20 protein-coding genes are annotated in these 26,604 nt (G+C 67.4%); 12 read left to right on the top strand and 8 right to left on the bottom strand.

Annotated elements, in window-relative coordinates:
* Window positions 1-24: 24 nt before the first annotated feature.
* The 3 genes from ACH438_RS28585 to ACH438_RS28575 are packed head-to-tail and all read left to right on the top strand — an operon-like array spanning window position 25 to window position 3,024.
* Window positions 25-705, top strand: coding sequence for a LuxR C-terminal-related transcriptional regulator (locus ACH438_RS28585; protein ID WP_397010618.1), 681 nt, complete (start codon window positions 25-27; stop codon window positions 703-705).
* Window positions 702-1,994: a sensor histidine kinase gene (locus tag ACH438_RS28580; protein WP_397010616.1), complete on the top strand. Its 1,293-nt coding sequence runs from the start codon at window positions 702-704 to the stop codon at window positions 1,992-1,994. Before ACH438_RS28585 ends, ACH438_RS28580 begins: the two co-directional genes overlap by 4 nt.
* Window positions 1,981-3,024, top strand: coding sequence for a hypothetical protein (locus ACH438_RS28575; protein WP_397010614.1), 1,044 nt, complete (start codon window positions 1,981-1,983; stop codon window positions 3,022-3,024). The genes ACH438_RS28580 and ACH438_RS28575 overlap by 14 nt, the downstream gene beginning before the upstream one ends.
* A gap of 104 nt (window positions 3,025-3,128) precedes the next feature.
* Here ACH438_RS28575 and ACH438_RS28570 read toward each other — a convergent pair whose 3' ends face one another.
* Window positions 3,129-3,581 (bottom strand): hypothetical protein, encoded by a 453-nt coding sequence (locus tag ACH438_RS28570; RefSeq protein ID WP_397010612.1) that lies wholly within the window; start codon window positions 3,579-3,581, stop codon window positions 3,129-3,131.
* 147 nt (window positions 3,582-3,728) lie between these two features.
* Here ACH438_RS28570 and dapA point away from each other — a divergent pair, with 147 nt between their 5' ends.
* The gene (gene dapA, locus ACH438_RS28565; RefSeq protein WP_397010610.1) at window positions 3,729-4,637 is read left to right on the top strand and encodes a 4-hydroxy-tetrahydrodipicolinate synthase; all 909 of its coding nucleotides are present in this window, start codon (window positions 3,729-3,731) and stop codon (window positions 4,635-4,637) included.
* Window positions 4,634-6,838: an RNase J family beta-CASP ribonuclease gene (locus ACH438_RS28560; protein WP_397010608.1), complete on the top strand. Its 2,205-nt coding sequence runs from the start codon at window positions 4,634-4,636 to the stop codon at window positions 6,836-6,838. Before dapA ends, ACH438_RS28560 begins: the two co-directional genes overlap by 4 nt.
* 109 nt (window positions 6,839-6,947) lie before the next feature.
* Here ACH438_RS28560 and ACH438_RS28555 read toward each other — a convergent pair whose 3' ends face one another.
* Window positions 6,948-7,511 carry a hypothetical protein gene (locus ACH438_RS28555; RefSeq protein WP_397010606.1) on the bottom strand — a complete coding sequence of 188 codons (564 nt, stop codon included), beginning with the start codon at window positions 7,509-7,511 and terminating at the stop codon, window positions 6,948-6,950.
* Window positions 7,512-7,542: 31 nt separating this feature from the next.
* Window positions 7,543-7,959: a DUF4189 domain-containing protein gene (locus tag ACH438_RS28550; RefSeq protein WP_397010604.1), complete on the bottom strand. Its 417-nt coding sequence runs from the start codon at window positions 7,957-7,959 to the stop codon at window positions 7,543-7,545.
* 253 nt (window positions 7,960-8,212) lie between these two features.
* Between ACH438_RS28550 and ACH438_RS28545 the strand changes: the two genes are divergently transcribed.
* The 6 genes from ACH438_RS28545 to ACH438_RS28520 all read left to right on the top strand — a co-directional run bounded on the left by ACH438_RS28545 (window position 8,213) and on the right by ACH438_RS28520 (window position 18,240).
* Complete coding sequence (locus tag ACH438_RS28545; protein ID WP_397010602.1) at window positions 8,213-8,830, top strand: TIGR03085 family metal-binding protein; 618 nt, start codon at window positions 8,213-8,215, stop codon at window positions 8,828-8,830.
* 99 nt (window positions 8,831-8,929) lie between these two features.
* Window positions 8,930-11,872 (top strand): AfsR/SARP family transcriptional regulator, encoded by a 2,943-nt coding sequence (locus ACH438_RS28540; protein ID WP_397010600.1) that lies wholly within the window; start codon window positions 8,930-8,932, stop codon window positions 11,870-11,872.
* Between the two features lie 32 nt (window positions 11,873-11,904).
* Entirely contained in the window at window positions 11,905-14,559 is a 2,655-nt protein-coding gene (locus ACH438_RS28535; RefSeq protein WP_397010598.1) for a DNA translocase FtsK, read from the top strand.
* A 57-nt stretch (window positions 14,560-14,616) separates the two neighbouring features.
* The gene (locus tag ACH438_RS28530) at window positions 14,617-15,837 is read left to right on the top strand and encodes an acyl-CoA dehydrogenase family protein (protein ID WP_397010596.1); all 1,221 of its coding nucleotides are present in this window, start codon (window positions 14,617-14,619) and stop codon (window positions 15,835-15,837) included.
* A gap of 61 nt (window positions 15,838-15,898) precedes the next feature.
* Window positions 15,899-16,384 carry a peptidylprolyl isomerase gene (locus tag ACH438_RS28525; RefSeq protein WP_397010594.1) on the top strand — a complete coding sequence of 162 codons (486 nt, stop codon included), beginning with the start codon at window positions 15,899-15,901 and terminating at the stop codon, window positions 16,382-16,384.
* A gap of 257 nt (window positions 16,385-16,641) precedes the next feature.
* A complete protein-coding gene (locus tag ACH438_RS28520) occupies window positions 16,642-18,240 on the top strand; it encodes a GMC family oxidoreductase (RefSeq protein ID WP_397010592.1) in 1,599 nt (532 codons plus the stop codon).
* Here ACH438_RS28520 and ACH438_RS28515 read toward each other — a convergent pair.
* Genes ACH438_RS28515 through ACH438_RS28495 form a run of 5 tightly spaced genes read right to left on the bottom strand, consistent with a single transcriptional unit; the run spans window position 18,227 to window position 25,382 of the window.
* On the bottom strand, window positions 18,227-21,691 hold the full coding sequence (locus ACH438_RS28515) for a thioester reductase domain-containing protein (protein ID WP_397010589.1): 3,465 nt from the start codon (window positions 21,689-21,691) through the stop codon (window positions 18,227-18,229). The genes ACH438_RS28520 and ACH438_RS28515 overlap by 14 nt on opposite strands.
* An 11-nt stretch (window positions 21,692-21,702) precedes the next feature.
* On the bottom strand, window positions 21,703-22,851 hold the full coding sequence (gene solA / locus ACH438_RS28510) for an N-methyl-L-tryptophan oxidase (protein WP_397010587.1): 1,149 nt from the start codon (window positions 22,849-22,851) through the stop codon (window positions 21,703-21,705).
* Window positions 22,848-23,909: an LLM class flavin-dependent oxidoreductase gene (locus ACH438_RS28505; protein ID WP_397010585.1), complete on the bottom strand. Its 1,062-nt coding sequence runs from the start codon at window positions 23,907-23,909 to the stop codon at window positions 22,848-22,850. Before ACH438_RS28505 ends, solA begins: the two co-directional genes overlap by 4 nt.
* A gap of 33 nt (window positions 23,910-23,942) precedes the next feature.
* Window positions 23,943-24,128: a 4-oxalocrotonate tautomerase family protein gene (locus ACH438_RS28500; RefSeq protein WP_397010583.1), complete on the bottom strand. Its 186-nt coding sequence runs from the start codon at window positions 24,126-24,128 to the stop codon at window positions 23,943-23,945.
* A gap of 12 nt (window positions 24,129-24,140) precedes the next feature.
* Window positions 24,141-25,382 (bottom strand): DegT/DnrJ/EryC1/StrS family aminotransferase, encoded by a 1,242-nt coding sequence (locus ACH438_RS28495; protein WP_397010581.1) that lies wholly within the window; start codon window positions 25,380-25,382, stop codon window positions 24,141-24,143.
* 182 nt (window positions 25,383-25,564) lie between these two features.
* Between ACH438_RS28495 and ACH438_RS28490 the strand changes: the two genes are divergently transcribed.
* On the top strand, window positions 25,565-26,599 hold the full coding sequence (locus ACH438_RS28490; protein WP_397010579.1) for a ketoacyl-ACP synthase III family protein: 1,035 nt from the start codon (window positions 25,565-25,567) through the stop codon (window positions 26,597-26,599).
* Window positions 26,600-26,604 lie beyond the last annotated feature (5 nt).

Below are 26,604 nucleotides of genomic sequence, written 5' to 3'. Positions count from 1 at the left end.
GACATTTCAGGAGTGTGGAGAGAGGTGAAGGCCGCCGTGGAGGCGCAAGAGTCGGGGATACGCCGGATCGGGCTGGTCGAGGATCATGAGTCGGTAGCGATCGGGCTGGCAGCCATGCTGGCGCCCGAGGCCGACCTGGAGTTGGTGATCACCGCGGGCACCGTGGCCGAATTACTGGTGGCGGGACCGCAATTGGATCTGGTGGTACTGGATCTACGGCTCGCCGACGGATCACAGCCGGAGGACAATGTGCGCGCGCTCCGCGAGCGCGGCATCGAGGTGCTGGTGTTCACCGGCGCCGACAATCCGTACATGGTGCGGTCGGCCGCACGCGCCGGCGTGCTGGGTGTGGTCCGCAAATCGGAGGATGTGCCGACCGTGGTGGCGGCCGTCCGCCGCGCCGCACAGGGCGAACAGGTGGTGACCACCGACTGGGCGGCCGCCATCGACGGCGACCCGCAACTGTCGAACGTCGGATTGAGCCCGCGGCAGCAGCAGGTGCTGCAGCTGTACGCGTCGGGTGAGAAGGCCTCGCGGGTCGCCCGCATGACCGGCCTGTCCGAGCAGACCGTCAACGATTATCTGGGCCGGATCCGGCAGAAGTACTCGGACGCCGGCCGTCCCGCGCCCACCAAGACCGACCTCTACAAGCGGGCCGTCGAGGACGGGTGGTTGCCTGTCCCCGAACGGGATCCGCGCACATGACCGCAACGTCCGGCACGCTGGACGCCGCTCGGCCCGAGCGGTCCATACCCGCCGTCACCCAGCTCGTCCAGTGGCTGCGCGTGGGTTTCACCGTCGCCGAGGATCCCTCGACGGCGGCCTACGACCGCATCATGCGGCGGCTCGGTCTCTCGGCGGGCATCGCGGGCATCATCGTCGGCTGCGCCGAACTGCCCGAGATCGCGCAGCAGGGCCGGCCGCAGCCGGTGTGGTGGTCGGTGCTGGCGGTGGTGCTGTGCTTCGGCTGGTACCCGGTGCTGGTGGTGGTGTCGGCGGTCTCCGGGCCGCGGGCCATCCGCATCGTGTGTGGTTGTGCCGCCGTGAGTTTCCTGATCGCGCTGGCCACCATTCCGCTGGCGGTGCGACTGCATTCGATCGACGCCAATTCGGTGTGGCCCTATCGGGTGACCGCGCTCGCGGTGTGCGCGGCCGTACTGGCCTTCCCGACCCGGGTGACCGTCACCTATCTGCTGGCGGCCTCGACCTCGGCGGCGCTGGCCACCATCTACACGGTCAGTGCCGTGACACCACAGAATCTCACCGAGAACTTCCTGCGCTCGGCGGGTTTGTCGGCGCTGTTCGTGTGGTGCGGCACCGCCGCCACCGGCGCCGCGGCCCGCGTGGACCGGGAGTCCGCCATCGCCAGCCGCCGCGCCGCCGCACAGGCCGCCGCGCAGGCGCGGGATCGGGAACGCGCGCGCTTCGCCGCGCTCATCCACGACGCCGTGCTGTCGACCCTGCTGGAAGCCGCACGCGCGGGCACCCATTCGGATGTGCTGCGCCGGCAGGCCGAACGCACCCTGGAACAACTCGACGAATGCCGCGGCGACGACCGCGATCCGGATCTGCTGGACGCCCGCTCGGCGGTGCTGTTCCTGAGATCCGCCGTGCAGGACGTGAATTCGGGCATTCGCTTCGCCACCCGCACCTGGCCGGGCTACGACGATCTGCGCATGCCGGTGCAGGCCGCCGGCACCATTGCCGCCGCCCTCACCGAGGCGGCGCGGAACAGCCTGCGGCACGCCTCGATTCCCGGCCGCGACGTGCGGCGCACCGTCACGGCCACCATCAGCGCGGGCAGTATCCGCATCGTGTTCACCGATGACGGAGCGGGTTTCGACCTCGCGGTGGTACCCGCCGATCGGCTGGGCATCTCGATGAGCATTCTGGGCCGCATGCGGCAACTGGCCGGCGGTTCGGCGTTCGTGGAATCGGCGCCGGGAGAGGGCACCACGGTCACCCTGGTGTGGGGTGGCGATGGCTCCCATTGAAACCCGTGTGGTGGAACTGGATTCACGGTTCGGCCTGCGGGATCTGCTCGGCCTGCGCGGACGCGCCGCCTGGCTGTTCCTGCTCATGCTGGAAGCGGTCATCGCGCTCTACATGATGCCGGCCTTCGCCGACACCCCGTTGTGGGCGGCGATAGTGAGCGCGCTGCTCATGCTGATCGCGGGCGGGCTGGTGACCGCCATCCCGGTGGATCCGCTGCCGCTGCCGGTGGCGTTCTTCGCGGTCGTCGCGGCGACCGCGGCCACCGGACTCTCGGTGATGCAGCCCGCGCCGTCCATGTCGCACCAGTCGGTGTGGTCGGCCTTCGCCTCGTCCTATGTATTCAGTGTGCTGGTGTTGCGCGGGCGGATTCGCACCGCGTGGGCGGGCGCGCTGGCGGTGGCGAGCGCGGTGCTGCTGGCGGGCGTCGGCGAGCATCTGCCCGCACCGACGCTGGTCGGCTCGCTGGTGCCGATCGGAACCCTCACGGCCATCTCGTTCTTCACCGCGATCATGCGGCCCATGCAGCGTTCCTTGCGCATGCTGCGTGAGGACGCCATGATGCGGGCCGCCGCCGAGGCGACCATGGCCGCCGCCGACAGTGAACGCAATCGCCAGCTGGCGCGCCTGGACCTGGTGGCCCGGCCCATCCTGGAACGCATTGCCGACGGCGCGGAGCTGACCGCCACCGAACAAGAGGAATGCCGGCTGCTGGAAGCCGAACTGCGCGACGGCCTCCGGGCCCCGCAGCTGGTGACCGAGGAACTCAGCGGCGCGGCGCGCGGCGCGCGTGGCCGCGGCGTCGAGGTGGTGCTGCTCGACGACGGCGGTTTCGCGGGTGTCCCCGAATGGGTGCGTAAACGCGTGATCGACGCCGCCACCAGGGAATTGGATGCGGCGAACCACGGTTCGGTCACCGTGCGCGTGCTCCCGCTGGGCCGCCACGTGCTGGGCACGGTCCTGGCGCACGCGCCCGACCACGACCGCCGCACCGAGATCGACACGGATGGCCGGGTCAGCGTAACCGACTGAGCTGCAAGGCTTTTCCGGGCCGCCGTGTGGATTCGTCACCAGCTTTGCTGGATGTCCCGCCGGGGCGGGCGCGGCCGGGGAATGCCCGCCAGGGGGTTTCGTGGCTACGGCGTATCGCAGCGGCCGGGGCCACCCCTCTTCATCTGGTCGCGCAGTGCGCCCTGCACCGCGGTGGACAGCCACGAGTTGAGGGATTGCCCGCTCTGTGCGGCGGCCTCCTCGGCGCGGGCCTTCATCTGTTCCACCAGGCGCAGGGTGACGCGGCTGATGTCGCCGGTCATTTCCTCGAAGGTGGGCTGGTGGGGCTCGTCGGATGCGGTCTTGCGCACATCCACGTGCGCGTCGGTACCGTCGACGGAGACGTGCACGGTGCGGTCGCCGAGGGTGTTGCTGACCTCGGTGGCCAGCTCGGACAGCGCCGCGAGCAGCACCAGCCGGGCCGAGTTCTCGGTCGCGGCGGCCAGTGCGGCGGCCGTGGCCTGCGTCTTCTCATCGCCGAGTGCGGCGGCGGCAATGAGGTTCTCGCGCAGTTGCGCGGTGTACTTGTCGAGATCCATGACACCAGTGTGACGTCACCGATGACATCATTCAAGGAAACTCTTGACGCCATATCCAGTCGGCTGACGCGAATTCCCCGCCCCGCACGAGACCGTTCGGGTATAACGGTGCAAACCCCGTTTCGATGACGCGTTACGCTTCTGACTATGACGAACGGTGAATCGACGCGAATCGAGCTGCACGCGTCCGGCACAGTAGGTGTCGCGATGGTGACCCCCTTTACCGTCGAAGGCAAGCTCGACGTCGATGCCGGTGTCGCCCTGGCCGCCCGTTTGATCGACGGCGGCGTCGACCTGCTCGCCATCTCCGGAACCACCGGCGAGTCGCCGACCACCACCGAATCCGAGAAGTTCGACCTGCTGCGGGCCGTCGTCGACGCCGTCGGCGACCGGGCCACCATCATCGCCGGCGCCGGCACCTACGACACCGCGCACAGCATCGAACTCGCCCGCAACGCCCAGCGCGCGGGCGCCCACGGTTTGCTGGTCGTCACCCCGTACTACTCGCGTCCCACCCAGGACGGTCTGTTCGCCCACTTCACCGCCGTCGCCGACGCGACCGATCTGCCGGTGACGCTCTACGACATTCCACCGCGTTCCGTGGTCCCCATCGCCACCGACACCATTCGCCGGCTCGCCGAGCACCCGCGCATCGTCGCGGTGAAGGACGCCAAGGGTGATCTGAACGCCGGCGCCGAACTGATCGCGGAGACCGGACTGGCCTTCTACTCCGGTGACGACGCGCTGAACCTGCCGTGGCTGTCGCTCGGCGCAACCGGATTCATCAGTGTTATCGGCCATCTCGTGCCGGATCGCCTGCGCGCGCTGCGCGAGGCCTATCTCGCCGGGGAGGTGCAGCGCGCCCGTGAGATCAATGTCGGCCTGCTGCCGCTCAATCGGGCCATGTCCCGCCTGGGTGGCGTCGCCATGACCAAGGGAGCACTGCGCCTGCTCGGCATCGAAACAGGGGAGCCACGTTTGCCACAACTCATGCCGACCGCGGACCAGCTCGACGCGCTCGCCGTCGACCTCCGCGCCGCCGGGGTGCTTGCGTGACGGGCCCGGTGGGACGCCGGCCGCGTCGTACCGCGAGCCGCGCCGCGGGAGCACCCGCGCCGACACCGGACGCACCGGAATATCAGCCGAAGGCAGCGTCTTCGGCGGACGCGGGCGCGCAAGCCGCCGCGACCGAGACCACCGCGGCCGCGAAGTCCGCTGCCGCCGGGGCTGATTCGAACGCCTCCGCCGGTGCGAGTTCGACCGCCTCTGCGGGCTCGGGCCGCGCTGCCGGGAAGTCGGGCGCCGCTGCGCGTGGCACCGGTCAGCAGGATGCCGGAGGCGGTGAATCCGCTACTGCCGCAAGCGAATCCGCCAACGGTCGATCGGCCCGGGGTCGCGGCCGCAATGGCGCGTCGGCAGAGGCGCAGGACGCCCCGGCCGCCGGTCGTCAGGACGACAGCCGTGCGCGTCAGGATGATTCCGCCCGTGGCCGTCAGGATCGTTCCCGCCGGGGCGGCGCGCGTTCCCGCCAGTCGGGCCGCGGCGATCGGGCCGAGAACACCGCGCCGCCGCAGCGGGATCCGCACGCGATGGGCGCCCCGCCGAAGGCGCCGAAGGGCGGCCTGCGCGTGTTCGCGCTCGGCGGTATCGGTGAAATCGGCCGCAATATGACCGTTTTCGAGTACGACGGCAAGCTGCTCATCGTCGACTGCGGTGTGCTGTTCCCCGAGGATCAGCAGCCCGGCGTGGATCTGATCCTGCCGGACTTCGGTCCCATCGAGGACCGCATGGACGATATCGCCGCGGTCATCCTCACCCACGGGCACGAGGATCACATCGGCGCGGTGCCGTTCCTGCTGCGCCTGAAGCGCGATATCCCGGTCATCGGTGCGAAGTTCACGCTCGCCCTGGTCGCGGCCAAGTGCCGGGAACATCGCCTGCAGCCCAACCTGACCGAGGTCACCGAGGGCCAGCGCACCCAGCACGGCCCGTTCGACTGCGAGTACTTCGCCGTCAACCACTCCATCCCGGATGCCATCGCGGTCGCGATCCGCACGCCCGCGGGTATCGCCCTGCACACCGGTGACATCAAGCTGGACCAGCTGCCGCTGGACGGCCGCCTCACCGACCTGGCCGGGTTCTCCCGCCTCGGCGACGAGGGCGTGGACCTGTTCCTGGTCGACTCCACCAATGCCGAGGTGCCGGGCTTCGTGACGCCCGAGCGCGAGATCGGCCCGGTGCTCGACAATGTGATCGGCAAGGCCAAGGGCCGGGTCATCGTGGCGTCCTTCGCCTCGCACGTGCACCGCATCCAGCAGGTGATCGATGTGGCGCAGCGCTACGACCGCCGCATCTGCTTCGTGGGCCGGTCCATGGTGCGCAATATGCAGATCGCGCAGGACCTCGGCTACCTGGATGTGCCGGACGGTCTCGTCGTGGATCTGGATCAGGCCGCGAATCTGCCGGTGCACAAGCTGGTGCTGATCTCGACCGGTTCGCAGGGCGAGCCGCTGTCGGCGCTGTCGCGGATGGCGCGCGGCGATCACCGCCAGATCAATATTCGCGCCGACGATCTCGTGGTGCTGGCGTCCTCGCTGATTCCCGGCAATGAGAACGCCGTGTTCGCCGTCGTGAACGGCCTGGCTCGTCTCGGCGCCACCGTGGTGACCCAGCAGAACGCGAAAGTCCATGTCTCCGGCCACGCTTCGGCGGGCGAGCTGCTGTACCTCTACAACGCGGTCCGTCCCACCAATGCCATGCCGGTGCACGGCGAGTGGCGGCACCTGCGCGCCAACGGCGCGCTGGCCGTCGCGACGGGCGTGCCCGAGGAGCGAGTCGTGCTGGCGGAGAACGGTGTTGTGGTCGACCTGGTCGACGGCATCGCCTCCATCACCGGCCGCGTCCCGGTCGGCCAGGTGTACGTCGACGGCCTGTCGGTCGGCGATGTCGGCGAATCCACCCTCTCGGACCGCCTGGTCCTCGGCGAGGGTGGCTTCATCTCCATCACGGTCGCGGTCGACTCGACCACCGGAAAGCCGGTCAGCGCACCGGAAGTCCACGGCCGCGGCTTCTCCGACGACCCGGACGCGCTCGACGACGCCCAGGAACTCGTCGAGGCCGAACTGCGCCGCCTCACCAACGAGGGCGTCACCGACACCCACCGCATCGCCCAGAGCGTCCGCCGCGTGGTCGGCCGCTGGGTGGCGGAGAAATACCGCCGCCGCCCGATGATCGTCCCCACGGTCATCGGCGTCTGACCGGAATCCTCACGGCCGCAAGAGAAATGGCCCCCGCAGCTATTGCTGCGGGGGCCATTTCGGCGTATAAGGGCCAGCGGGCTTTATTGAGTCATCGGGCCCTGCTGTCCTACTTGTCCTGGCAGGCGGCGGAGTCGAGCTTGGCGGCCTTCACGATGCTGCAGGCGTAGTTGTGGTCGATCTTCCACTCGGTGCCGTCGGCGACGAAGGAGACGGTGGCGTTGTTCACCGGGGAGCCGTCGATGGTGACGTCGGCGTCGGCCTTGAGCTTGCCGTCGACCGGATCCTGCACGTTGGTGATCTTGATCTGGACGTTGTTCTTCTTCGCGGCGTCGACCAGCTTGGCGGCCAGCTCCGGGTCCTGACCGGCGTCCTCGATCCAGCTGGTCTTCGTCTTGGAGTCGATGGACGGGTCGAACGCCTTGGTGACCTTGTCGTTGAGTTCCTGCACGGTCGGCTTGGGCAGGTTCGGCACGGCGGTGGTCGAGGGGGCGGCGCCGGTGACCTTGGTGTCACTGTCGGTGTCGCCCTGGAAGTTTCCGGCGGGCGCGGCGGCGGAGGTGGTGGTGGTGGACGGCGAGGCCGAGTCACCGGACTTGCTGCAGGCGACCAGCCCGAAGGCTGAAGTGGCCAGCAAAACCGCGGCGGTGGCGCGGAAGATGGTGTGCTTCAACGAAATTGCTCCCCTGTATCGGAATTCGTGGCTAGAGCTGGTAGCCGGTGGTGCAGTTCCAGTGGATGATGGTGGCGTCGCCGTAGTTGCGGCCCAGCGCCTGACTCTTGGCCGCCGAGCGCGAGGACGCGGCGCCGAAGGTGTAGTAACCCTCGTTGTCCGAGTAGGCGACTGCGCCACAGCCGTCGGCGAACTTCGCCACGACCTTGCAATCGTTGTAGGTGCACTCGTTCACCGCCGCGGTCTGCGCCGACGCGCTGTCCGAGTAGTCGTACGAGTAGCCGATCTTGCCGGTCGACACCGACAGGGCGATCGCGCCGAAGTTCAGCGACTGGGCAGAGGCCGGAGCCGCGGTGCCGACGAGCAGGGAACCGGCGGCCGCGACCATCACGGCAGCGCCGGTGACGATCTTCTTCAAAATGTTGCCCTTCTTGTACTTGGGATCCACGACCCTATGGACCGAGGAGTCAAGCTACCGACCCGAATTGGCGGATGCCAACCCGGCAGCGGCTCGAATCCGCGATGTTCACCGACATCGTCCCGATGTCCGCGACTGGAATCATGATCGACTGCGCCGCTTATCGAAGGCCGGGTGATCCGCTTAAGACCCCGCTGAGAGGGCCGAAATCCGAACCGAGCAGGGCGAACCCCCGGAAAACGCGGCCGTGCGCGGGAGGTCGCGGCCGGGATAGGGTTCAGCCATGAGTATGGCCCAGAGGGAACGCCAGGCCCTGGTGCAGTCGATGGCCGAAAAGGGCCCGGACGCACCGACCCTGTGCGGGGAGTGGACCGTCCGGGATCTGGCCGCACACCTGATCGTCCGGGAACGCCGCCCGGATGCCGCGCCCGGCATCATGCTGAAGCCCTTCGCGCCCTACCTGGAACGCGTGCAGGAAAAGGTCGTTCGGCGTCCTTTCCCGCAACTGCTCGACGAGGTGCGCACCGGCCCGCCGTTCTACCTGCGCCCGGTGGATTCGCTCATGAACCTCACCGAGATGTTCGTGCATCACGAGGACGTCCGCCGCGGCACACCCGGCTGGGAACCCCGGCAACTCTCCGCCGCCGACGAGGACGCGCTGTGGAAAGTGCTGGCCCGCCTGGCTCGGATGGCCTATCGCAAGGCGGACCTGACCGTCGCGCTGGCGACGCCGGACGGCCGCCGCGTCGTCGCGCATCAGGCGGGCGATCGCAGCGTCGTATTGGCCGGCCTGCCGTCCGAACTGCTGCTGCATGCCTTCGGCCGCAATGAAGTCCGGCTCGAGGCCACCGGCGCGCCGGACGACGTGGCCGCGGTGCACGCCCTCGACCGCAGCGTCTGAGGTACCGCAGCGTACGGCGGCCTTCCCCGGTCATGAAACGATCACGCGGTGCTCGTTAGCGTCCGTGACAGTCAGTGGTTCGTGGGGAGGTAGTTCGCAATGGCCTGGGAGCTCGCAGTGCTGGGACCGGTCGAGTTGAGGTCGGATGGCGTGCCCACCGCGACCATGCCGCCCAAGCAGCAGGCCGCCCTCGTCATGCTGGCCTGCGCGCGCGGACGCGCGCTCTCGGTCGAAGAATTGGCCGACGGCATCTGGGGTGTGACCCGCCCGCCCTCCGCCGTGGGCGCCCTGCGCAACTACGCCTGGGCCCTGCGCAAACTCCTCGCCTGCCAGGAAACGGTCACCGCGCCCACGCAACAGGTTGTGACCGTGAACGGCACGGTGACCGCCGACCCGGTCACACTGTCCTCGGAATCGCGTGGCTATCGGCTGTCCGGCCCGCTGGCCATGGATGTGGACCGCGTCGAAGCGCATCGTGTGGCGGCCGATACCGCTCGAGCCGCCGGGGAATTCGATCGCGCCGACGCGATCGTGCGTGCGGCGCTGCGGGAATGGCGGGGCGATCCGCTCAGCGGAGTTTCCGGTCCCTGGGTGGAGATCGAGCGGGCACGGCTGCGGCGATTGAAGCGCTCGCTCGAGGAAGACCTGGCCGACCTGACGGTGCAACGCGGCGACTACCCGCGCGCCATCGCCGATCTGGAGGCGCTCATCACCGGTGATCCGCACAGCGAGCGATTGCGCGGGCTCATGATCACCGCCCTGTACCGGGCGGGCCGGCGCACCGAGGCCCTCGACGAATATCAGCGGATCCGCAAGCTGCTGGTCGCCGAGCAGGGCATCGAACCCGGGCCCGCGCTCTTGGAACTGCACCGGCAGATCCTCGCCGACGAACTGCCCGGAACCGACACGATGACCGCGGCCATCGCGGTCTGCACTCCCGAACCGGCGCAACTACCGCCCGACACCGCCGATTTCACCGGCCGCGAGGACCTGGTGCGGGAACTGTGCGGCGTGCTCGCCGACAGCATCCGGCCCATTGTCGCCCTCTCCGGCATGGGCGGCGTGGGCAAGACCGCGCTGGCCCTGCATGTGGCGCACCGCATCCGGGACTGCTACCCGGATGGTCAGCTCTACGCCGACCTGCACGGCGCCGGTGCGGCACCCGCCGATCCGGAACATGTGCTGGGCGCGTTCCTGCGCGCACTGGGTGTTCCGCAGCGCGCGGTCCCGTCCGGTGTCGACGAGCGGGCCGCGCTGTTCCGGTCGGCGCTGAGCGGCCGCCGCATGCTGCTCGTGCTCGACAATGCCTGCGACGCAGCGCAAGTGGTGCCGCTGCTGCCCGGCGAGCCCGGCTGCGCGGTGCTGACCACCGCGCGGCGCCCGCTGACCGCGCTGCCCGGCGTGTACTCGGCCGCGCTCCGGGTGCTCGAAACCGGTGAAGCCGTGCGGCTTTTCACCCGTATCGTCGGCGCGCGCCGGACCGCCGCCGAACCGGAGGCCGCCCGGCGCATCGTGGAACTGTGCGGCCTGCTGCCCATCGCGGTGCGCATCGTCGCCGCGCGTGTGGCGGCCCGGCCGCAGTGGACCATTGTCTCCGAGGCCGACCGGCTCGCCGCGGAACGCCATGACCTGGATCGTTTCCGGGCGGGGGAGCTGGCGTTGACGGCCGCGTTCCGGGCCGGCTACGAGCAACTGCCGCCCGCCGCCGCCCGCGCCTTCCGATTGCTGGCCGCCGCCCAGCTGCCCGATCTGCCGCTGGCCGCGACCGCCGCCGTGCTCGACACCATCGAACCGCTCGCCGAGGACGTCTGCGAGGAGCTGGTGGATCGCGGCATGCTCGAAACCGCGGGCCGCGGCCGCTACCACTATCACGACCTCATGCGGCTGTTCGCGCTCGGTCACGGCCGTGATCCGGACGCGGATGTGGTCGCGCGGTTGCTCGACTACTACCTGGCCACCATGAAAACCGTGCTGCGCGTGCGGCATCCGGGCCTGCGGCTGCGGCTCGCGCCGACCGGTCATCCGGGCACCCGCCTGACGGATCTGGATGCCACCCGCGCGTTCCTGCAGGTGGAACGCCGGAACCTGGTGCGGCTCTACCATCTCGCGGTCGCGGGTACCCCGCGGCACCGCACCCTGGCCGCGGATCTCGCGCTGGCGGTGGCCGAAACCATGCTGGCCGGTGATGCGACGGTCGACATCGAGAAGACGCTCGACGAACTCATCCGCGCCACCGAAGCGGACGGCAATAGGGTGGCGGCCGCGCGGGCCCGCCTCGCGCTGGTCTTCGTCCAGGTCTCCGAATTCGCCGAACCGCACCGGGCCGCGGAGCACATTCGATGGCTGCTGGCCGAGGTCGACGCCGCTGCCGATCCCTGGGTAGCCGGTACCACCAATGTGTACGCGGGCGCGCTCGCCCTCTACAGTGCGGATCCCGCGTGCGCCGCAAGGTATTTCGCCGAGGCGCTGCGCCACTACCGGGCGGGCGGTAGTCCCGAATGCGTCCGCGTCGCCTACTCCCTGCTGGCACAGGCCTATTCGGCTGCCGGGCGGAACCGCGAAGCCTTGGCGGCCGCCGCCCGGGCCGTCATCGGTGACAGCCAGCTCGGTCCCCGCCGCAATGTGATCTGGGCGCTGACCGAGGCAGCCTGGGTGCTCAGCAACGAGGGCGACGCCGAATTGGGCACCCGCCTGTTCGAGGCTGCCCTGCGAGTCGCCCGCCGCGCCGGCAGTCCCCGCTTCGAATCCACCATCCACGCTCGCGCCGCGCTCGCCCATCTGGCCGGTGGCCGCCTGGCCCAGGCGGTCGAACAGGCCGAACGCGCCGAAGCCACCCGCGATTCACCCCGCATCGGCATGGTCCACACCAATACGATGCTGGTTCGCTATACCGCGCTCCGCCGACTGGGCCGCACCATCGACGCCGCGGAGTACTACCGCACCGCCTGCACCCAGATTCCCGACTTCGAAGCCGCCCTGACCCGCTGGACCGCCCACCCCCCGACCCCGACCTTCAAACTCCTGGATTCCGCCGCCCCCTGACCCGCGGGGTAGTGAGCGTCACGGTGTCTGAAATGGGTGGGTCGAGTGTTGCGGATGGTCCGGGTGGGGCCGTTGCGGCTAGCCTGGGGTGCATGGCAGGTAAGGCCCGCGGCACCGCATCCTCACGTTCGCGCGCGGGATCGACGCGGGGACAGTCTCCTGCGCGGTCCCAGGCGCGTACTCCGCGTACCGGTACGCGGGCGCGTAAGGCGGCGCCACGGCGGGCGCCCGCGCGGAAGGCCCCGGCGCGGCGGAGTTCGAACACCGCGCCGCTGGCCGTCGTGCAGCGGGGTGTGACCAGCGGCTGGAACATGATGGCGCGCGGGCTGGGAGCGACCACGCGGGCCGTCAGCCGGGCGGGGGAGATCGAGCACGGGCATCGGCGCGACGGGATCGCGCTGGGGCTGGTGGCTTTCGCGTTCGTGATCGCGGCGGCCGTGTGGTTCACGGCGGGTGGCCCGGTGGGGCATTGGGTGGATACCGCGGTGCGGATGGTGGCCGGATCCGCTTCGGCCGCATTGCCGTTCGTGACCATCGGTATCGCGGTGATTCTCATGCGCACCGAACCGCATCCGGAGATCCGGCCGCGGCTGGTGCTGGGTGGGTTGCTGGTCGGGCTGCCGTTGCTGGGTATCTGGCATCTGGCGGCGGGTGCGCCGGCCGATGCGCACGGGCGTGAGCATGCCGCCGGATTCGTCGGATATGTGGTGGGCGGTCCGCTGGCGGACGGGCTCAGCGCCTGGCTGGCGGTGCCATTGCTGATGCTGGCGATAGGTTTCGGCATCCTGCTGCTCACCGGCACCACGGTGCGCGAGGTGCCCGAGGCGCTGCGCGAGATCTTCGGCACCGGGAGCCGCGGTGACGAATACGAGGGCTACTCCGACGAACCCGGCCTCTACGATCCGGACGGCTATGACGCCGACGGGTTTCCGCTGCACCGCCCCGAGGTGCGCCGCCGCCGCGGCAAGACGCCGTCCGAGAACTACCCGCCCGACGAGTTCGGCGGCTCGGACGCGGCCACCGAGGTCATCGGCGAACCCCCGCTGCAGGACGCGAAGGAGATCGCGCCCGAGAAGCCGAAACCCAAGCCGCGCAAGGCCCCGAAGGTCGTCGATCAGACCCCGCCGCCGCCGGAACCGCAGCAGCTGGAGTTCGTCACCGAGCGTGAGGTCGAGGGCGACTACCAGTTGCCGCCGCTGACGCTGCTCACCGATGGTGATCCGCCCAAGAAGCGTTCGGCCGCCAATGAATCCATGATCGAGGCGATCACCGAGGTCCTGGTGCAGTTCAAGATCGACGCCGCCGTCACGGGTTTCGTGCGCGGCCCGACCGTCACCCGCTACGAGGTCGAGCTGGGACCCGGCGTGAAGGTCGAGAAGATCACCGCCCTGGCCCGTAACCTCGCCTACGCGGTGGCCACCGAGAACGTGCGATTACTCGCGCCCATCCCGGGCAAGTCGGCCGTCGGCATCGAAGTGCCCAATGCCGACCGCGAATTGGTGCGCCTGGCGGACGTGTTGAAGGCCCCCTCGACCCGCACCGACCATCACCCGCTGGTGATCGGCCTGGGCAAGAACATCGAGGGTGAGTTCCTCAGCGCCAACCTGGCCAAGATGCCGCACTTGCTGGTGGCGGGTTCCACCGGTTCCGGTAAGTCGAGTTTCGTGAACTCGATGCTGGTTTCACTGCTGCACCGGGCCACCCCCGATGAGGTGCGCATGATCCTCATCGACCCGAAAATGGTGGAACTCACGCCCTACGAGGGCATTCCGCACCTGATCACCCCCATCATCACCCAGCCCAAGAAGGCCGCCGCCGCGCTGGCCTGGCTGGTGGAGGAGATGGAACAGCGCTATCAGGACATGCAGGCCAACAAGGTCCGGCACATCGACGACTTCAACCGCAAGGTCAAGTCGGGTCAGATCACCGCGCCGCTGGGCAGTGAACGGGTGTATCGCCCGTACCCGTACATTCTCGCCATCGTCGACGAGCTCGCCGACCTCATGATGACGGCGCCCCGGGACGTGGAAGACGCCATCGTCCGCATCACCCAGAAGGCCCGCGCCGCAGGCATTCACCTGGTCCTGGCCACCCAGCGCCCCTCGGTGGACGTGGTCACCGGCCTGATCAAGACCAATGTCCCGTCCCGATTGGCCTTCGCCACTTCGTCTCTCACCGACTCCCGGGTCATCCTCGACCAGCCGGGCGCGGAAAAGCTCATCGGCATGGGTGACGGCCTGTTCCTCCCCATGGGCGCGAGCAAGCCGACCCGTCTGCAAGGCGCCTTCATCTCCGACGAGGAGATCTCCGCGGTCGTCGATTTCGCCAAGAACCAGGCCGAACCCGACTACCAGGAAGGCGTCACCGCCGCCAAGGCCGGCGAGAAGAAGGACGTCGACCCCGACATCGGCGACGACCTCGACTTGCTCCTGCAGGCAATCGAATTGGTGGTCACCTCCCAGTTCGGCTCCACCTCCATGCTGCAGCGCAAGCTCCGCGTCGGCTTCGCCAAGGCCGGCCGCCTCATGGACCTCATGGAAACCCGCGGTGTGGTCGGCCCCTCCGAGGGTTCCAAGGCCCGCGACGTCCTCATCAAGCCGGACGAACTGGACGGCCTGCTCTGGTCCATCCGCGGCGGCGACGGCACACCCCCGGCCTCCGACGAGGACGACGAAGAGGGTTCCTGAGTAGAACGTGTTCTATATTCGGGGGACAGTTCCGGCTATCCCTCGGGAGTTCACGACATGTACCAGTGGTCCGACGAAGACCTGATGTTCCGCGACGCCGTGCGCGGCTTCATCGACAAGGAGATCAAGCCTCACGTCGACCAGCTGGAGAGCGGTGCGCTGCCGCCGTTCGACATCATTCGCAAGCTGTACGCGACCTTCGGCCTCGACGAGATGGCCCGGGAAGGCCTGGAGAAGGCCATTGCCCGCGAGGAGGCCGGGACCGCGGGTAAGGCAGGTGGCGGGTTCAGTGGCGCGGGCAGCATGGGCGTCATTCTGAACAGCGAGCTGGCCGGGGTCAGCCTGGGTCTGGTGGCCTCGATGGGCGTGAGCCTCGGTCTCACCGCGGGCACCATCCGGAGTCGCGGCACGCTCGCGCAGAAGAAGCGCTGGCTGCCCGAACTGGTCACCATGGAGAAGGTCGGCGCGTGGGCGATCACCGAACCCGATTCGGGCTCGGACGCTTTCGGCGGCATGAAGTCCTACGTCCGCCGGGACGGCGCGGACTACATCCTCAACGGCCGCAAGACCTTCATCACCAATGGCCCGTACGCGGATATCACCGTCGTCTACGCCAAGCTGGACGAGGAGGACGGCACCGACCGGCGCGAGCGCAAGGTGCTGACCTTCGTGCTGGACCAGGGCATGCCGGGCTTCGTGCAGAGCGCGCCGTTCAAGAAGATGGGCATGAACTCCTCGCCCACCGGCGAGCTCTTCTTCGACAATGTCCGCATCACCCCCGATCGGCTGCTCGGCGAGACCGAGAATCCGGCCAAGGGCGACGGAAAGGACAGCGCCAAGGAGTCTTTCGCCGCCGAGCGCATCGGCATCGCCTCCCTGGCGCTGGGCATCATCAACGAATGTCACCGGCTCTGCGTGGATTACGCGAAGTCGCGCAAGCTGTGGGGCAAGGAGATCGCGCAGTTCCAGCTCATCCAGCTCAAGCTCGCCGAGATGGAGATCGCGCGGATCAATGTGCAGAACATGGTGTTCAACGCCATCGAGCGCACGGCCGCGGGGGAGAAGGTGTCCCTCGCCGAGGCGTCGGCCATGAAGCTGTACTCCTCGCGCGCCGCCACCGAGGTCGCCATGGAGGCGGTGCAGCTCTTCGGCGGCAACGGCTACATGGCCGAATACAAGGTCGAGCAGCTCGCCCGCGACGCCAAGTCGCTGATGATCTACGCGGGCAGTAATGAAATCCAGGTCACCCACATCGCCAAGGGCCTGCTCGCCCGGTAGTCCGCCGCCGTCGGATACATTTGCGCGTCCGATACTTCCTTTTGCGAAAGGGCCCCGCACCATGGTGATCGACTCCGACAAGGTTGTCTCCATCGAGTACACCTTGACCGACGACGCCGACGAAGTGCTGGACACTTCGGTCGGCGACACCCCGCTCGTCTACCTGCACGGCGCGGACAATATCGTCCCCGGCCTGGAGCGCGCCCTGCACGGCAAAACCGTCGGCGACGAGGTGAACGTCGTCGTCGAGCCCGAGGACGCCTACGGCGAATTCGAGGCCGAACTGGTCAGCGTCGTCGACCGCAGCATGTTCGACCTCGACGAGCTCGAGGCGGGCATGCAGTTCGAGGCCGAGGCCCCGGACGGCGAGACCCAGGTCGTCACCATCGTCGACGTCGACGGCGATGACGTCACCATCGACGGCAACCACCCCCTCGCCGGCCAGCGCCTGCACTTCGCCGTCAAGGTCGTCGACGTCCGCGACGCCACCGAGGAAGAACTCACCCACGGTCACCCGCACGGCGAAGACGACGACCACGACCACTGAACCGCACTCCCCCGGACGACCGGGGTTGCTTTCGGACGGAACGAACAGGGCCGCCCCCGGTGCTCACCGGGAGCGGCCCTGATGGTTCCGGACGATCCGGCCGCGAACTCCCGCCGGCAGTCTGACCTCTCACTCGCGCACCAGTTTTCGGGCAATCAAGGCGCCGAAACCGTACCGGCCGGGACACATCCGGGAGGAGAATCGTCCGTATTTCGTCGGCGGATCGCGGCGGAAACAGGTGGGCAGGGAGGCCGGTCGTGGCGGTGACGGATTACATCATCATCGGTTCCGGGAGTGCCGGGGCGATCATCGCGCGCCGGCTGGCGGATTCCGGGGCCGGTGTCACGTTGATCGAGGCGGGGCGGCGGGACAACACCAGGCTGGTGCGGAAGCCCGGGCTGATCGGGCCGCTGCATGCGGTGCCGCAGTTGAAGAAGATGGTCGACTGGGGGCATTACACCGTCGAGCAGAAGCATGCGCTGGGACGCACCATTCCACAGACACACGGGAAGGTCGTCGGCGGGTCGAGTTCCGTCAACGGCATGGTGTTCGTGCGCGGCAACCGGCGCAACTTCGACGATTGGGGCGCTGCGGGTAACAGCGGCTGGTCGTATGACGAGGTGCTGCCGATCTTCAAGAAGCTGGAGTCCTTCGAGGACGGCGCGAATCAGTTCCGCGGGGACTCGGGGCCGATCAAGGTGATCCGCGCTCGCGATCTGACGCCCGCATCCGAGTCGTTCATGCAGGCATTGACCGAAACCACCGGTGTCGCACGTAATCCCGATTACAACGGCGCCGAGCAGGAAGGGGTCTCGATCTTTCAGCAGAGCAACAGTGACGGGCTGCGCTACAGCACGTCGGTGGGTTACCTCGACGGTCGGCCGAAAAACCTTACGGTGCTGCCGAATACGCATGTCGTGCGGATACTCGTCGAGAACGGGCGGGCTGTCGGCGTGGAATACCGGACCGAACGGGGGAGTGAAGTCCTGCGTGCCGAGCGCGAGGTGATCGTGAGCGCCGGCACCTTCGGGTCCGCGCAGTTGCTCATGCTCTCCGGGATCGGACCCGCCGATCATCTCCGCGCCTTCGGGATCGATGTGGTCGCCGACCTGCCGGTGGGGGACAACCTGCACGACCATCTGTTCGTGCCGATGAGCTTCGCCATGCCGACCGCCGTGCACCGGTCGGCGCCGGGCTACTTCGCCCGCGCGATGGTGCGGGAGTCGTTGCGGAACAACAGCACCTGGCTCGCGCGGAGCGTCCTCGAGGTGGTGGCGTTCCTGCGCACCCCGTATACGGAGGGGATACCGGACCTGCAACTACATGTGCTGCCCTGGGGGTATCCCAGCCCTAATCAGGATGCGCCGATTCGCCACACTCCCGATCCGCGGCGGTCGCTGAGCATCCTGGTGACGATGATCTACCCGCAGAGCCGGGGCACGCTGCGCTTGACCTCGGCCGACCCCACCGTCGCACCTGCCATCGACCCCAACTATCTCGCGGAACAGCGTGATCTGGACACGCTGGTGTACGGCATGGAGCTGACCCGGGAGATCATGGCCGCGAAGTCGATCGGCTCCCTGGTGGAGACCGAAATCGCGCCTGGCCCGGGGTTTCCCGGTCACGCGGAGCTGGTGAGCGAGGTCCCGAACCGCGCGACCACCGTCTATCACCCGGTCGGCACCTGCCGCATGGGTGTGGACGAGCGTGCGGTGGTGGACCCGACGCTGCGGGTCCGCGGAGTGCAGGGACTCCGCGTCGCCGACGCCTCCATCATGCCGAGCATCGTGGGTGGCAACACGAATGCGGCCACCATGATGATCGGCGAACACGCGGCCTCGCTCATTCTGTCGTGAACAACAGCTCCTTCACCTGGAAGTCATTGGCGTACTTGATGATCAGATCCTGATCCAGGTGGGGGATTGTTGCTCCCGAGCGCTCCGCCAAGGCTTGTTCGAAGTGCTTGGTGGAGACCGAGGTCCCGGGCTCGGCCGCGGCGGTTGCCGTCAAGGAGTGCAGTAGCGGCAATATGGATTGCTGTCGCTGCGGCTCCGGCAGTGCCCGCAGGGACTGTTCGAAGCGGGCGAGCCATTCCCGATAATCCGGGATCCTCGTGATGGGATGGCCTGCTGCGTTGAGCCAGTCCACGAAGGAATCGAGATTCACGCCGTCATCATGGGAATTGGCCGCGTGGAAAGTGGCATAACCCGAGTCCGTGATGAGCTCTGAAACAGCCTCGGCCACAAAATCGGCCGGCAAACCGTCGTAGTGCGGCCGAGTCCCGGCGCCGGTGCTCCCGTAGAAGGTCTGCGGGGCCAGGCCGGTGCGGAGGATGCTCCAGAATAGGCGGCTGAAGCTGTCGGCCGCGTTGAACTGTCCCGAATACTTGCGGTGCCCGAGGATCATGCCGGCGCGGAAGACCGTGACCGGCAATCCATATCGATCGTGCGCCTCGCGGAGCAGTATCTCGGCGGCCCATTTGGTGTCCCCGTACCCGCTCGCATAGCCGTGCCGGCTGTCACGCACAGGATCGATCTGCCGAAGATCGCTGTCCTCGAGGTAATCGGCGATGGGGACTCCGCTGCCGTGGATCACTCCCACGGAGGATATGAAGGCGACGGGGATGCGCCGCGTGGTCAGCGCCAAGCGAATCACTTCGGCGGTACCGAATACGTTGGGCCCGAAGAGTTCCCTGTAGGGAAGCACATGGTTCACCAGGGCGCCGGCGTGGATGATCAGGTCCACGGATTCCGCGAGACTGCGGAAATCCTGTTCACTCAGTCCGAGATCGCGAGTGTCGAAGTCACCGGCGATCACCGTGAGCCGAGGCCTGAGGGATCGGTACTCCGCCCGGAGATCGGGATCCCCGGCCTCGAATACCGCATCCAGCCGGGCTTGTGCGGCGGCGTCATCCTGCCCGCGCACCAGGCAATAGAGAGTGCCGTCCGTTTGCTCGAGCCGATGCAACCACTCCAGGACCAGGAACCGGCCGAGATATCCGGTGGCGCCGGTCAGCAGGACGCGTCGAGGCGGCCACATTCCTTGCCCGGCATCGGGATTCAGGGATGCGCTGTCGATGAACGTGTCGAGTACCAGATCACTGGCCTCGAGTCGTGGATATGCCGGATGTACGGCCGTTGCCGACAGGCCGGCCGACTCGTTATTCTGCTGTGCCGCAATGGATTGCACGATTCCGTCGATATCCATGGCCGGATTGGTGACCGTAGCGACGGTGATCCGCACCCCGTACATATCGTTGAGCAGATCGGCCAAGGTGACCGCGGAGATCGAATCGCCGCCCAGGTCGGAGAATCTCATGGATCCGGAGACGGTCTCGACCTCGGAATCCAGCATTGCGGCGACAGCCATGCGCACGCCCTGCTCGGGCGGGATGGCCGCCCCGGACCCCCGCAGCGCCCTCATGAGTTCGGCGCCGGTGTCCTCCAGTTCCCGATACTTGTTCTCCAGCCGATCGCGGTAGAGCTCGATGACCCTGGGGCGCAGCACTTTGTGTGCATCCGAGACCATGCCATTGGCTTGGGTGAAGGGCTCATCGGCAAGAAGTACCGCACGGGGCGCCTCGTAGGGCTGCAGCTTCTGCTCTTTCGCATGGCGAACGAGGTCTGCGACGATGCTCTCTGCCAGCTCCCGGGAGTCGGGGATCTGCTGCCGGGCTGCGGTCGTGGGAACCACCACCGCCAGGGGATAGGAGCGACCCGGGTAGGCGTACAAGACGATCTGGTGCACGCGCTCCGAGGTCAGATAGCTTGCCTCCAGCGTGGACAGCGGCAGGAACTCGCCCTGCGCCAGCTTCACCACGTTATTGCGTCGATCCAGATAACTCAGGCGGTCGGTCTCGATCTTCGCGAAGATGTCACCCGTGCGGTAGAACCCGTCGGCGGTGAAGATCTCGTCATTGAGCTCGGGGCGGCCCAGATAGCCGGAGATGACGGTGCGGGACTTGATCTGCAACTCACCCCGCGGATACGGCCGATCGGTCGTGTAGTACCCCAGCTCCGGAACATCGACCAGCCGGTAGGCGTCGATCTTGTGGTGCATGACGTAGCCGTTGATGAGGAGGCCGCTGCCGGCTTCCGTGGAGCCGTAGCCGTTCAGCATCTCGAAGCCCAGGAGGGCTTTCATGAACTTCTCCAGCAGCGGCGTGGTGAGGGCACTCCCCACCATGGCGGAGACCACCCGGCCACCCAGTAGTTCGACGCGCATACGCTCCAGCGTCGGCGTATCGAACTCCTCGCCTTCCGGCGGCGTACCAGACTCGGAAAGATATATCTGCCACAGCATTTCGCAGATTCTGGGGACGAAGAAGATCTCCGTCGGCCGGATCGACGCCAGGTCGGCGAAGAACGCGGTGTCGTTCTCGAATCCGGTGAAATACGCTGTGCCTCCGCACGCCAGCGTCAAGAAGACCGACACGCGGCCCACCATGTGACTCATCGGGTAGAAGTTGACGGTCACCATGCCCGCACCCGTGGCCATCCGGAGGTTGGGATCCAGATTCCAGATGATCCGCTGGTTCGAGATCCGTTGCAGGGCGCCTTTGGGAGTTCCGGTGCTGCCGGAGGTGTAGATGACGAAACTCAGGTCATCATCCTGCGAAGCAGCCAATGCCGGTACCGGACAGGAGCTTCCGGCGGCAACGGCCGTGTCGAGAGTTGCCACGGCGATGTTGTCCAGCCGTTGCTTCGCCCGAGTCACCGCGGTGCGATGTTCCGGCAGGTCCTCGTGGTAGTCGAAAACCACTATTTGAGCGATGGTTTCGCTCGTCAGGGCGCCCTCCACCGCCTTGTCGAGATTTGCGGCACTGGTAGCCAGCACCCGGGGCCTGCTGTCGGCGAGGACCGTCCGCACGGTGTCGCCCGTGGCAATGGATTGCATCGGCACCGAGACCATGCCGAGCCATATCCCGGCGAGCTCCACAGTCAGGTAGTCCACGCCGGTGACGCCGAGCGTGACGAGGAAATCCTGAGCGCCGAGTTGATGGCGATCACTCCAGTGAGCGGCCAAAGCCCCTGCCCGGGACCATAGTTCACGGTAACTGAGCGCCGTCATCTCCGGTTCGCGCGAGGGCGTGCGATACCCGACAGCCTGACGGTCACCATAACCGCGCATCAGGACGTCGACCTGTTCCGCGAAGGAGAGACCGGGCCGCGCCGCAGCCGCTTCGACAGCCGGATCGGGCTGGACCGCAGCGAGTTCCGGATCGCCCTCCGCCAGTCCGGCCAGGCGCTGGAACACTCCCTTGAACCCCTGGCTGAGAGGCGTCTCAGCGCTCGTGGTTTCTGCCATTTCTTCCCGCCTCACCACAGACGCCGCACATCGGCGAAGGACAGATCGATTCGTGGCCGCTCATCGCAGGCGAGATCGGCGAGGTATTCGCCGATGCCTGCGGCATGTTTGAAGCCGTGGGCATTGTCGCCACCGCCCACCAGCACACTCGAGGCCGTGGGTAGCGGTCCCAGCAGGAACTGACCATCCGGGGTGATGGTCAGCATGCCGAGATCGATGCGCTCCGGATTCGGTTGCAGGCCGGGCAGATATCTGGGCAGCAGTGCGGAAAGCTCCGCCCAGTCGATAGCGCCGATGGACCGATCCATGGTCTCCAGGTCCAGGCCCACTCCGTGCGCGCCGAACTGCTCCAGACCGAGTTTCACGTCGTAGTCGCCTTCGGCCCCGCACCCCCACAGCACGGTTTCGGCGTCGAGTTGCCGCATGAAGACCGGGAAATCGGCCAGCTGGTAGGAGAGGTTCGTCCCGGTCGGGCGGAACCAGGTGACCGGCATCCGCAGCACCCTGGTGCCGGGCAGTTCGACCAGCGACGGTAGCCAGGAGCCGGCGGTGATCACCGCTCGGCGCACTCGCAAGGAGCTGATCGAGGTGTGGATTCGCACCGTGTCCCCGGACTGCTCGACACCGAGGACCTGAACCCCCGAATGAACTTGCGCGCCGGCCTTCTCCGCGCAGGTCAAGGCGGCCGCCACTGCCTCCTCCGGACGGATCAGTCGTGCCGAGGGTTCCCAGACCCCGATGTCGTCCACGCCGATATCGCTGTGCTGCGGATAGCGGGCGAGCAGTGCCGCGCGATCCAGCTTCTCGATGGGGATGTCGTGCTGTGCGGCCGCGGCGAGCGTGCCCGAAACCACCTGACTGTCAGGCGATCCGATGAGCAGCCCACCGGATCCGAAGAGCAGCTCCCGCCCACTCTCGCGTTCCAACTCGCGCCAGAGGTCCAGCGAGCGGCGCGCCAGCGGCACCAGGCCCGGGTGCTCCAGGCAGGTGATCCGGAACATCCGGCTGCCCCCGTGGGAGGCCCCGAACCGGTGGGCTCTGCCGAATCGGTCGAGGCCCACCGCCCGCACCCCACGGCGCGCCAGCTGCCAGAGGGTGGAGGCGCCCCAGGCGCCCAGCCCGATCACCGCGACCTCGGCGTCCAGCGCCGCTTCGGTCACGCCTGGTTCCCGCTGTCGAACAGCGGCAGTACCTCATCGGCGAACAGCCGCAGCGTGCGCTCGGAGGTCTCGTAGTCCAGATAACCGGGATTGATCTGGATGCTGACCGAGAGATCATCGCCGTACCAGTCGCGAATCGAAGTCAGTTGCTGGGCAACATCTCCCGGCGTGCCCGCGAGCACCTTGCAATCGGTGAGCGACTTGCCGAAGTCGTAGCGCCGTACCTTGTCGATCAGCTTCTCGTAGCCGGCGTACTGATCCGAGCGCGTCTGCGCCCAGGAGGCCACCGCCTGCGACATGAGCGCGACGTAATTGTTCTCCAGCTCTTCGCCGCGTTGCAGCGCCTCGTCCCGATCCTCGGACAGATAGCAGGTGTACTTGATCTGGATTCGGCCACTGGTGTTTCCGGGCCACGCGCCACGGTAGGCGGCGAGCATTTCCAGCAGTTCACCGTGGCTGACGATGGAGGGCACCACCTGCAGGTGATAGCCCGCCGCTCCCGCCGCGGCACAGGATTCCGCGCTCGACGCCGACGCGAGAAAGATCGGCGGCGTCGGTTGCTGAATCGGCCTGGGCAGCAGGGTGACCGGCCCGAACGAGGAGAACTCCCCGTCGAACACCACATCGGTCTCGCTCCACAAGCGCCGGCACGCCTCGACGCCCTCGGCGAACCGGCGGCGGCTCTCGTCCATGGGCACGCCGAACCATTCGAATTCCTCGGGCAGGAAACCCCGGCCGAATCCGACGTCGAGCCGCCCGTCCGACAGGTTGTCGAGCATTGCGAGCTTGCCCGCCAGCTTCAGCGGGTGCGTGAAGGCGGGGATCACCGCACCGGTGGTGATCCGGATCCGCTCGGTGACCGCGGCGATGGCGGCAAGCAGGGTCACCGGGTCCGGGCTGTAGCCGCCGTACGGTGTGCCGTAGTGCTCGACGGTCTGCACATGCTCGAATCCGAAGGCATCCGCCAGCTTCGACAGCTCCAGCACCTCGCGGAAGTATTGAGCTCCCGTTTTCCGGTCCGGCGTGAAGACGGGGAAGAAGTTCAGACCGAATTTCATGGTTCTCTCCTGGTACAGAATGTCGCGGCGTGATCAGGACACGGGTTTTCCGCCGATACCCCACCGCTCCGCGGGAATCGGCTCCAGCACGATCCACACGTGGTCGCGGATCTCCTCGCCGTAGGTCTCCACCACGGCATCGGTCAGCTTCGCTATGAGCAGATCCTTGTGCTGCGGGTCGATTCGCTTTTCCAGGATCTTGACGTTGATGAAAGGCATTGCTGTTCCTCGTTATCGAAGGTGATTCAAAGAGTTCTCCAGGGCGGCGCACATCAGCTCCACCTGCTCGTCCGAAAGCGACGGATGGCAAGGGAGATTCATGTGCTCGGAGAACCACAAACGTTCCGCCACCGGACATTCACCCGGGCGATGGCCGCGCGATTGCCATTCCGGGGTCAGGTGCAGGGGGAAATACCGCAGCTGCACCTCGACGCCCTGCTCGTCCAATGCTCGGATCAGTCGATAGCGCGCTTCCTCGCCGGTCCGCACGAAGAAGGTGTACAGGTGGTACGCGTGCTCGTCACGAGGGTCGACGGCCGGCAGCCGGACCAGTTCGGGATGCGCGGCGAGCACCTCGTCGAGGCGAGCCGCGATCATGCGGCGCCGTGCGACGAAGCCGTCGAGCTTGTCCAATTGGACGATGCCCGCGACACAGGCCGGCTCGCAGAGCACCGCATTGGTTCCCGAGCCGAGAATCTGGGTGTAGGAATGCCGATAGGCCCCGTCGGCGAACTTCATCCAGGGCAGCGCGGACGGCGGCAGGCCCAGTGCGCTGCCCGGCGGGCCGAGGACGGCGTCCACCTCGTTCGAGCGGATGCGGTCGGCGCGTTCCGCCCACTCGTCCCGATCGAAGGTGATCATGCCGCCTTCCCCGAGGGTGGTGATGTTCTTCGAGGAATGGAAGCTGAAACAGCCGATATCCCCGAGCGAGCCGGGCTTCCGGCCCCGATACGAGGCGCCTATCGCATGCGCGCAGTCCTCCAGCACGAGCAGTCCGTGCTGATGTGCGATAGTGCAAATCTGGTCCATATCAGCGGGATTGCCGCCGTAATGGACGAGGATCAGGGCCTTCGTATCCGGGGTGATCAGGCCGGCAATCGCATCGGGGTCGATATTCGCCGTCTCGGCGTCGATATCGCAGAACCGGACCCGGACACCGAGGTCGAGCAACGGCTGTATCGACGCCTGAAACGTCTGGCAGGTGGCGATCACCTCATCGCCGGGTCGAAGATCGAGCAGCCGAATCCCTATCTCCAGTGCGGTGGTTCCGCTCGTCACCGAAAGTGCGTACCGGCTGCCGATATGCTGCCGGAATTTCTCCTCGAATCTGTCCCGCCACTCGCCCGCGGACAAAGGGGCATTGTCGGCGAGCAGATCGCAGACCGCGTTCAGCTCGTTCGCGTCGAGTATCGATCCCCGCCGGGGAAACGCCACCGCGTACTTCTCCGTGCGCACCATAGACGTCTGATTCATCCGAGACCCCACTCCTTCAGCGCTTCGTGTTCATGATTGCGGCGGCGTGCGGCTCCGGCCAGACGCCCGACTACTCAAGTTCGGGTCCCGGCTACTCAAATCCGCGGAAAGTTCTCGAACGCAAGGAAATTGAGTAGTTACTACTCATGAGATCGGGCCGCGAAGATGATCTCATCGAGCTCATGCGGACGCACGACCTCTTCCTGGCGGGCATCGGAAGCCAGGTACCGGAACTGATCGCGACGGAGTCGGCGGTGGCCGCGGGCTGGTTCGACGAGGCGGCGCGAGACTCCCTGGGCTACCGGTCGATTGCCGTGAGCGCGGGCACCTCGGCACCGGATCTGGCGATCGAGGCGGGCCGCAAGGCCCTGGCCGCGAGCGGGCATCGGGCCGACGACATCGGCGCGCTGCTGCACGCCTACACCCACCATCAAGGACCGGACGGCTGGTCGGCGTCGCACTACATTCTGCGCCACACCGTCGACCGGCCGGTTTCGGCCGTGGAGCTCAAACAGGGTTGCCTCGGCATGCTTTCCAGCCTCGAGATCGCCGCACACCGGCTGGCCGCCGACCCCTCGCATGATGCGGTGCTGATCACCACGGGCGACAACTACTCGACCCCCACCGTCGATCGATGGCGCGGTTCGCGGCTCTTCGTCATGGCCGACGCCGGTGCGGCCGTGGTGGTTTCGCGGCGTGCCGGATTCGCGAAGGTACTCGCGGTCGGTTCACGCTCCGATGCCTCGATGGAGGTGCTGCACCGCGCCGGCGAGGAGATCTTCCCGCCGGGCATCACCCGCGGCATCGGACTGAACTTCGACGACCGCGAAACGAAGGTCGTCGAACTGTGGGCCACCGGGCAGGCGCCGCCCATCCACAACCTCGGCACCCTGGTGGCCGCGACCGCCCGGCAGGTCCTCGACGAGGCGGGCGTGAGCATGGACAAGATCACCAAGGTCTGCCATATCGGCTTCGGCCGCGACTCGGTGGAAGCCACCGTCGTGCTGCCACTGGAAGTCGAAGAGCACCAAGAGGTCTGGGAGTACCTGCGCACCATCGGGCACACCGGCGCGGCCGATCCGTTCCTCGCACTCGAACACGTATGGACCACCGGGCAGGCCGGGCCCGGCGACCACGTGCTGATCATTGCCGCCGCCCCCGGAATGGAAGTCGGCGCGGCAGTGGTGGAAATACTCGCCCCGGCACCGACGGCTTAGGAGAA

It is taken from the genome of Nocardia sp. NPDC020380 (assembly GCF_044386975.1).
Lineage (GTDB): Bacteria > Actinomycetota > Actinomycetes > Mycobacteriales > Mycobacteriaceae > Nocardia.
The sequence above is the reverse complement of the archived record's forward strand: the minus strand, read 5'-3'. Positions and strand labels throughout refer to the sequence as shown.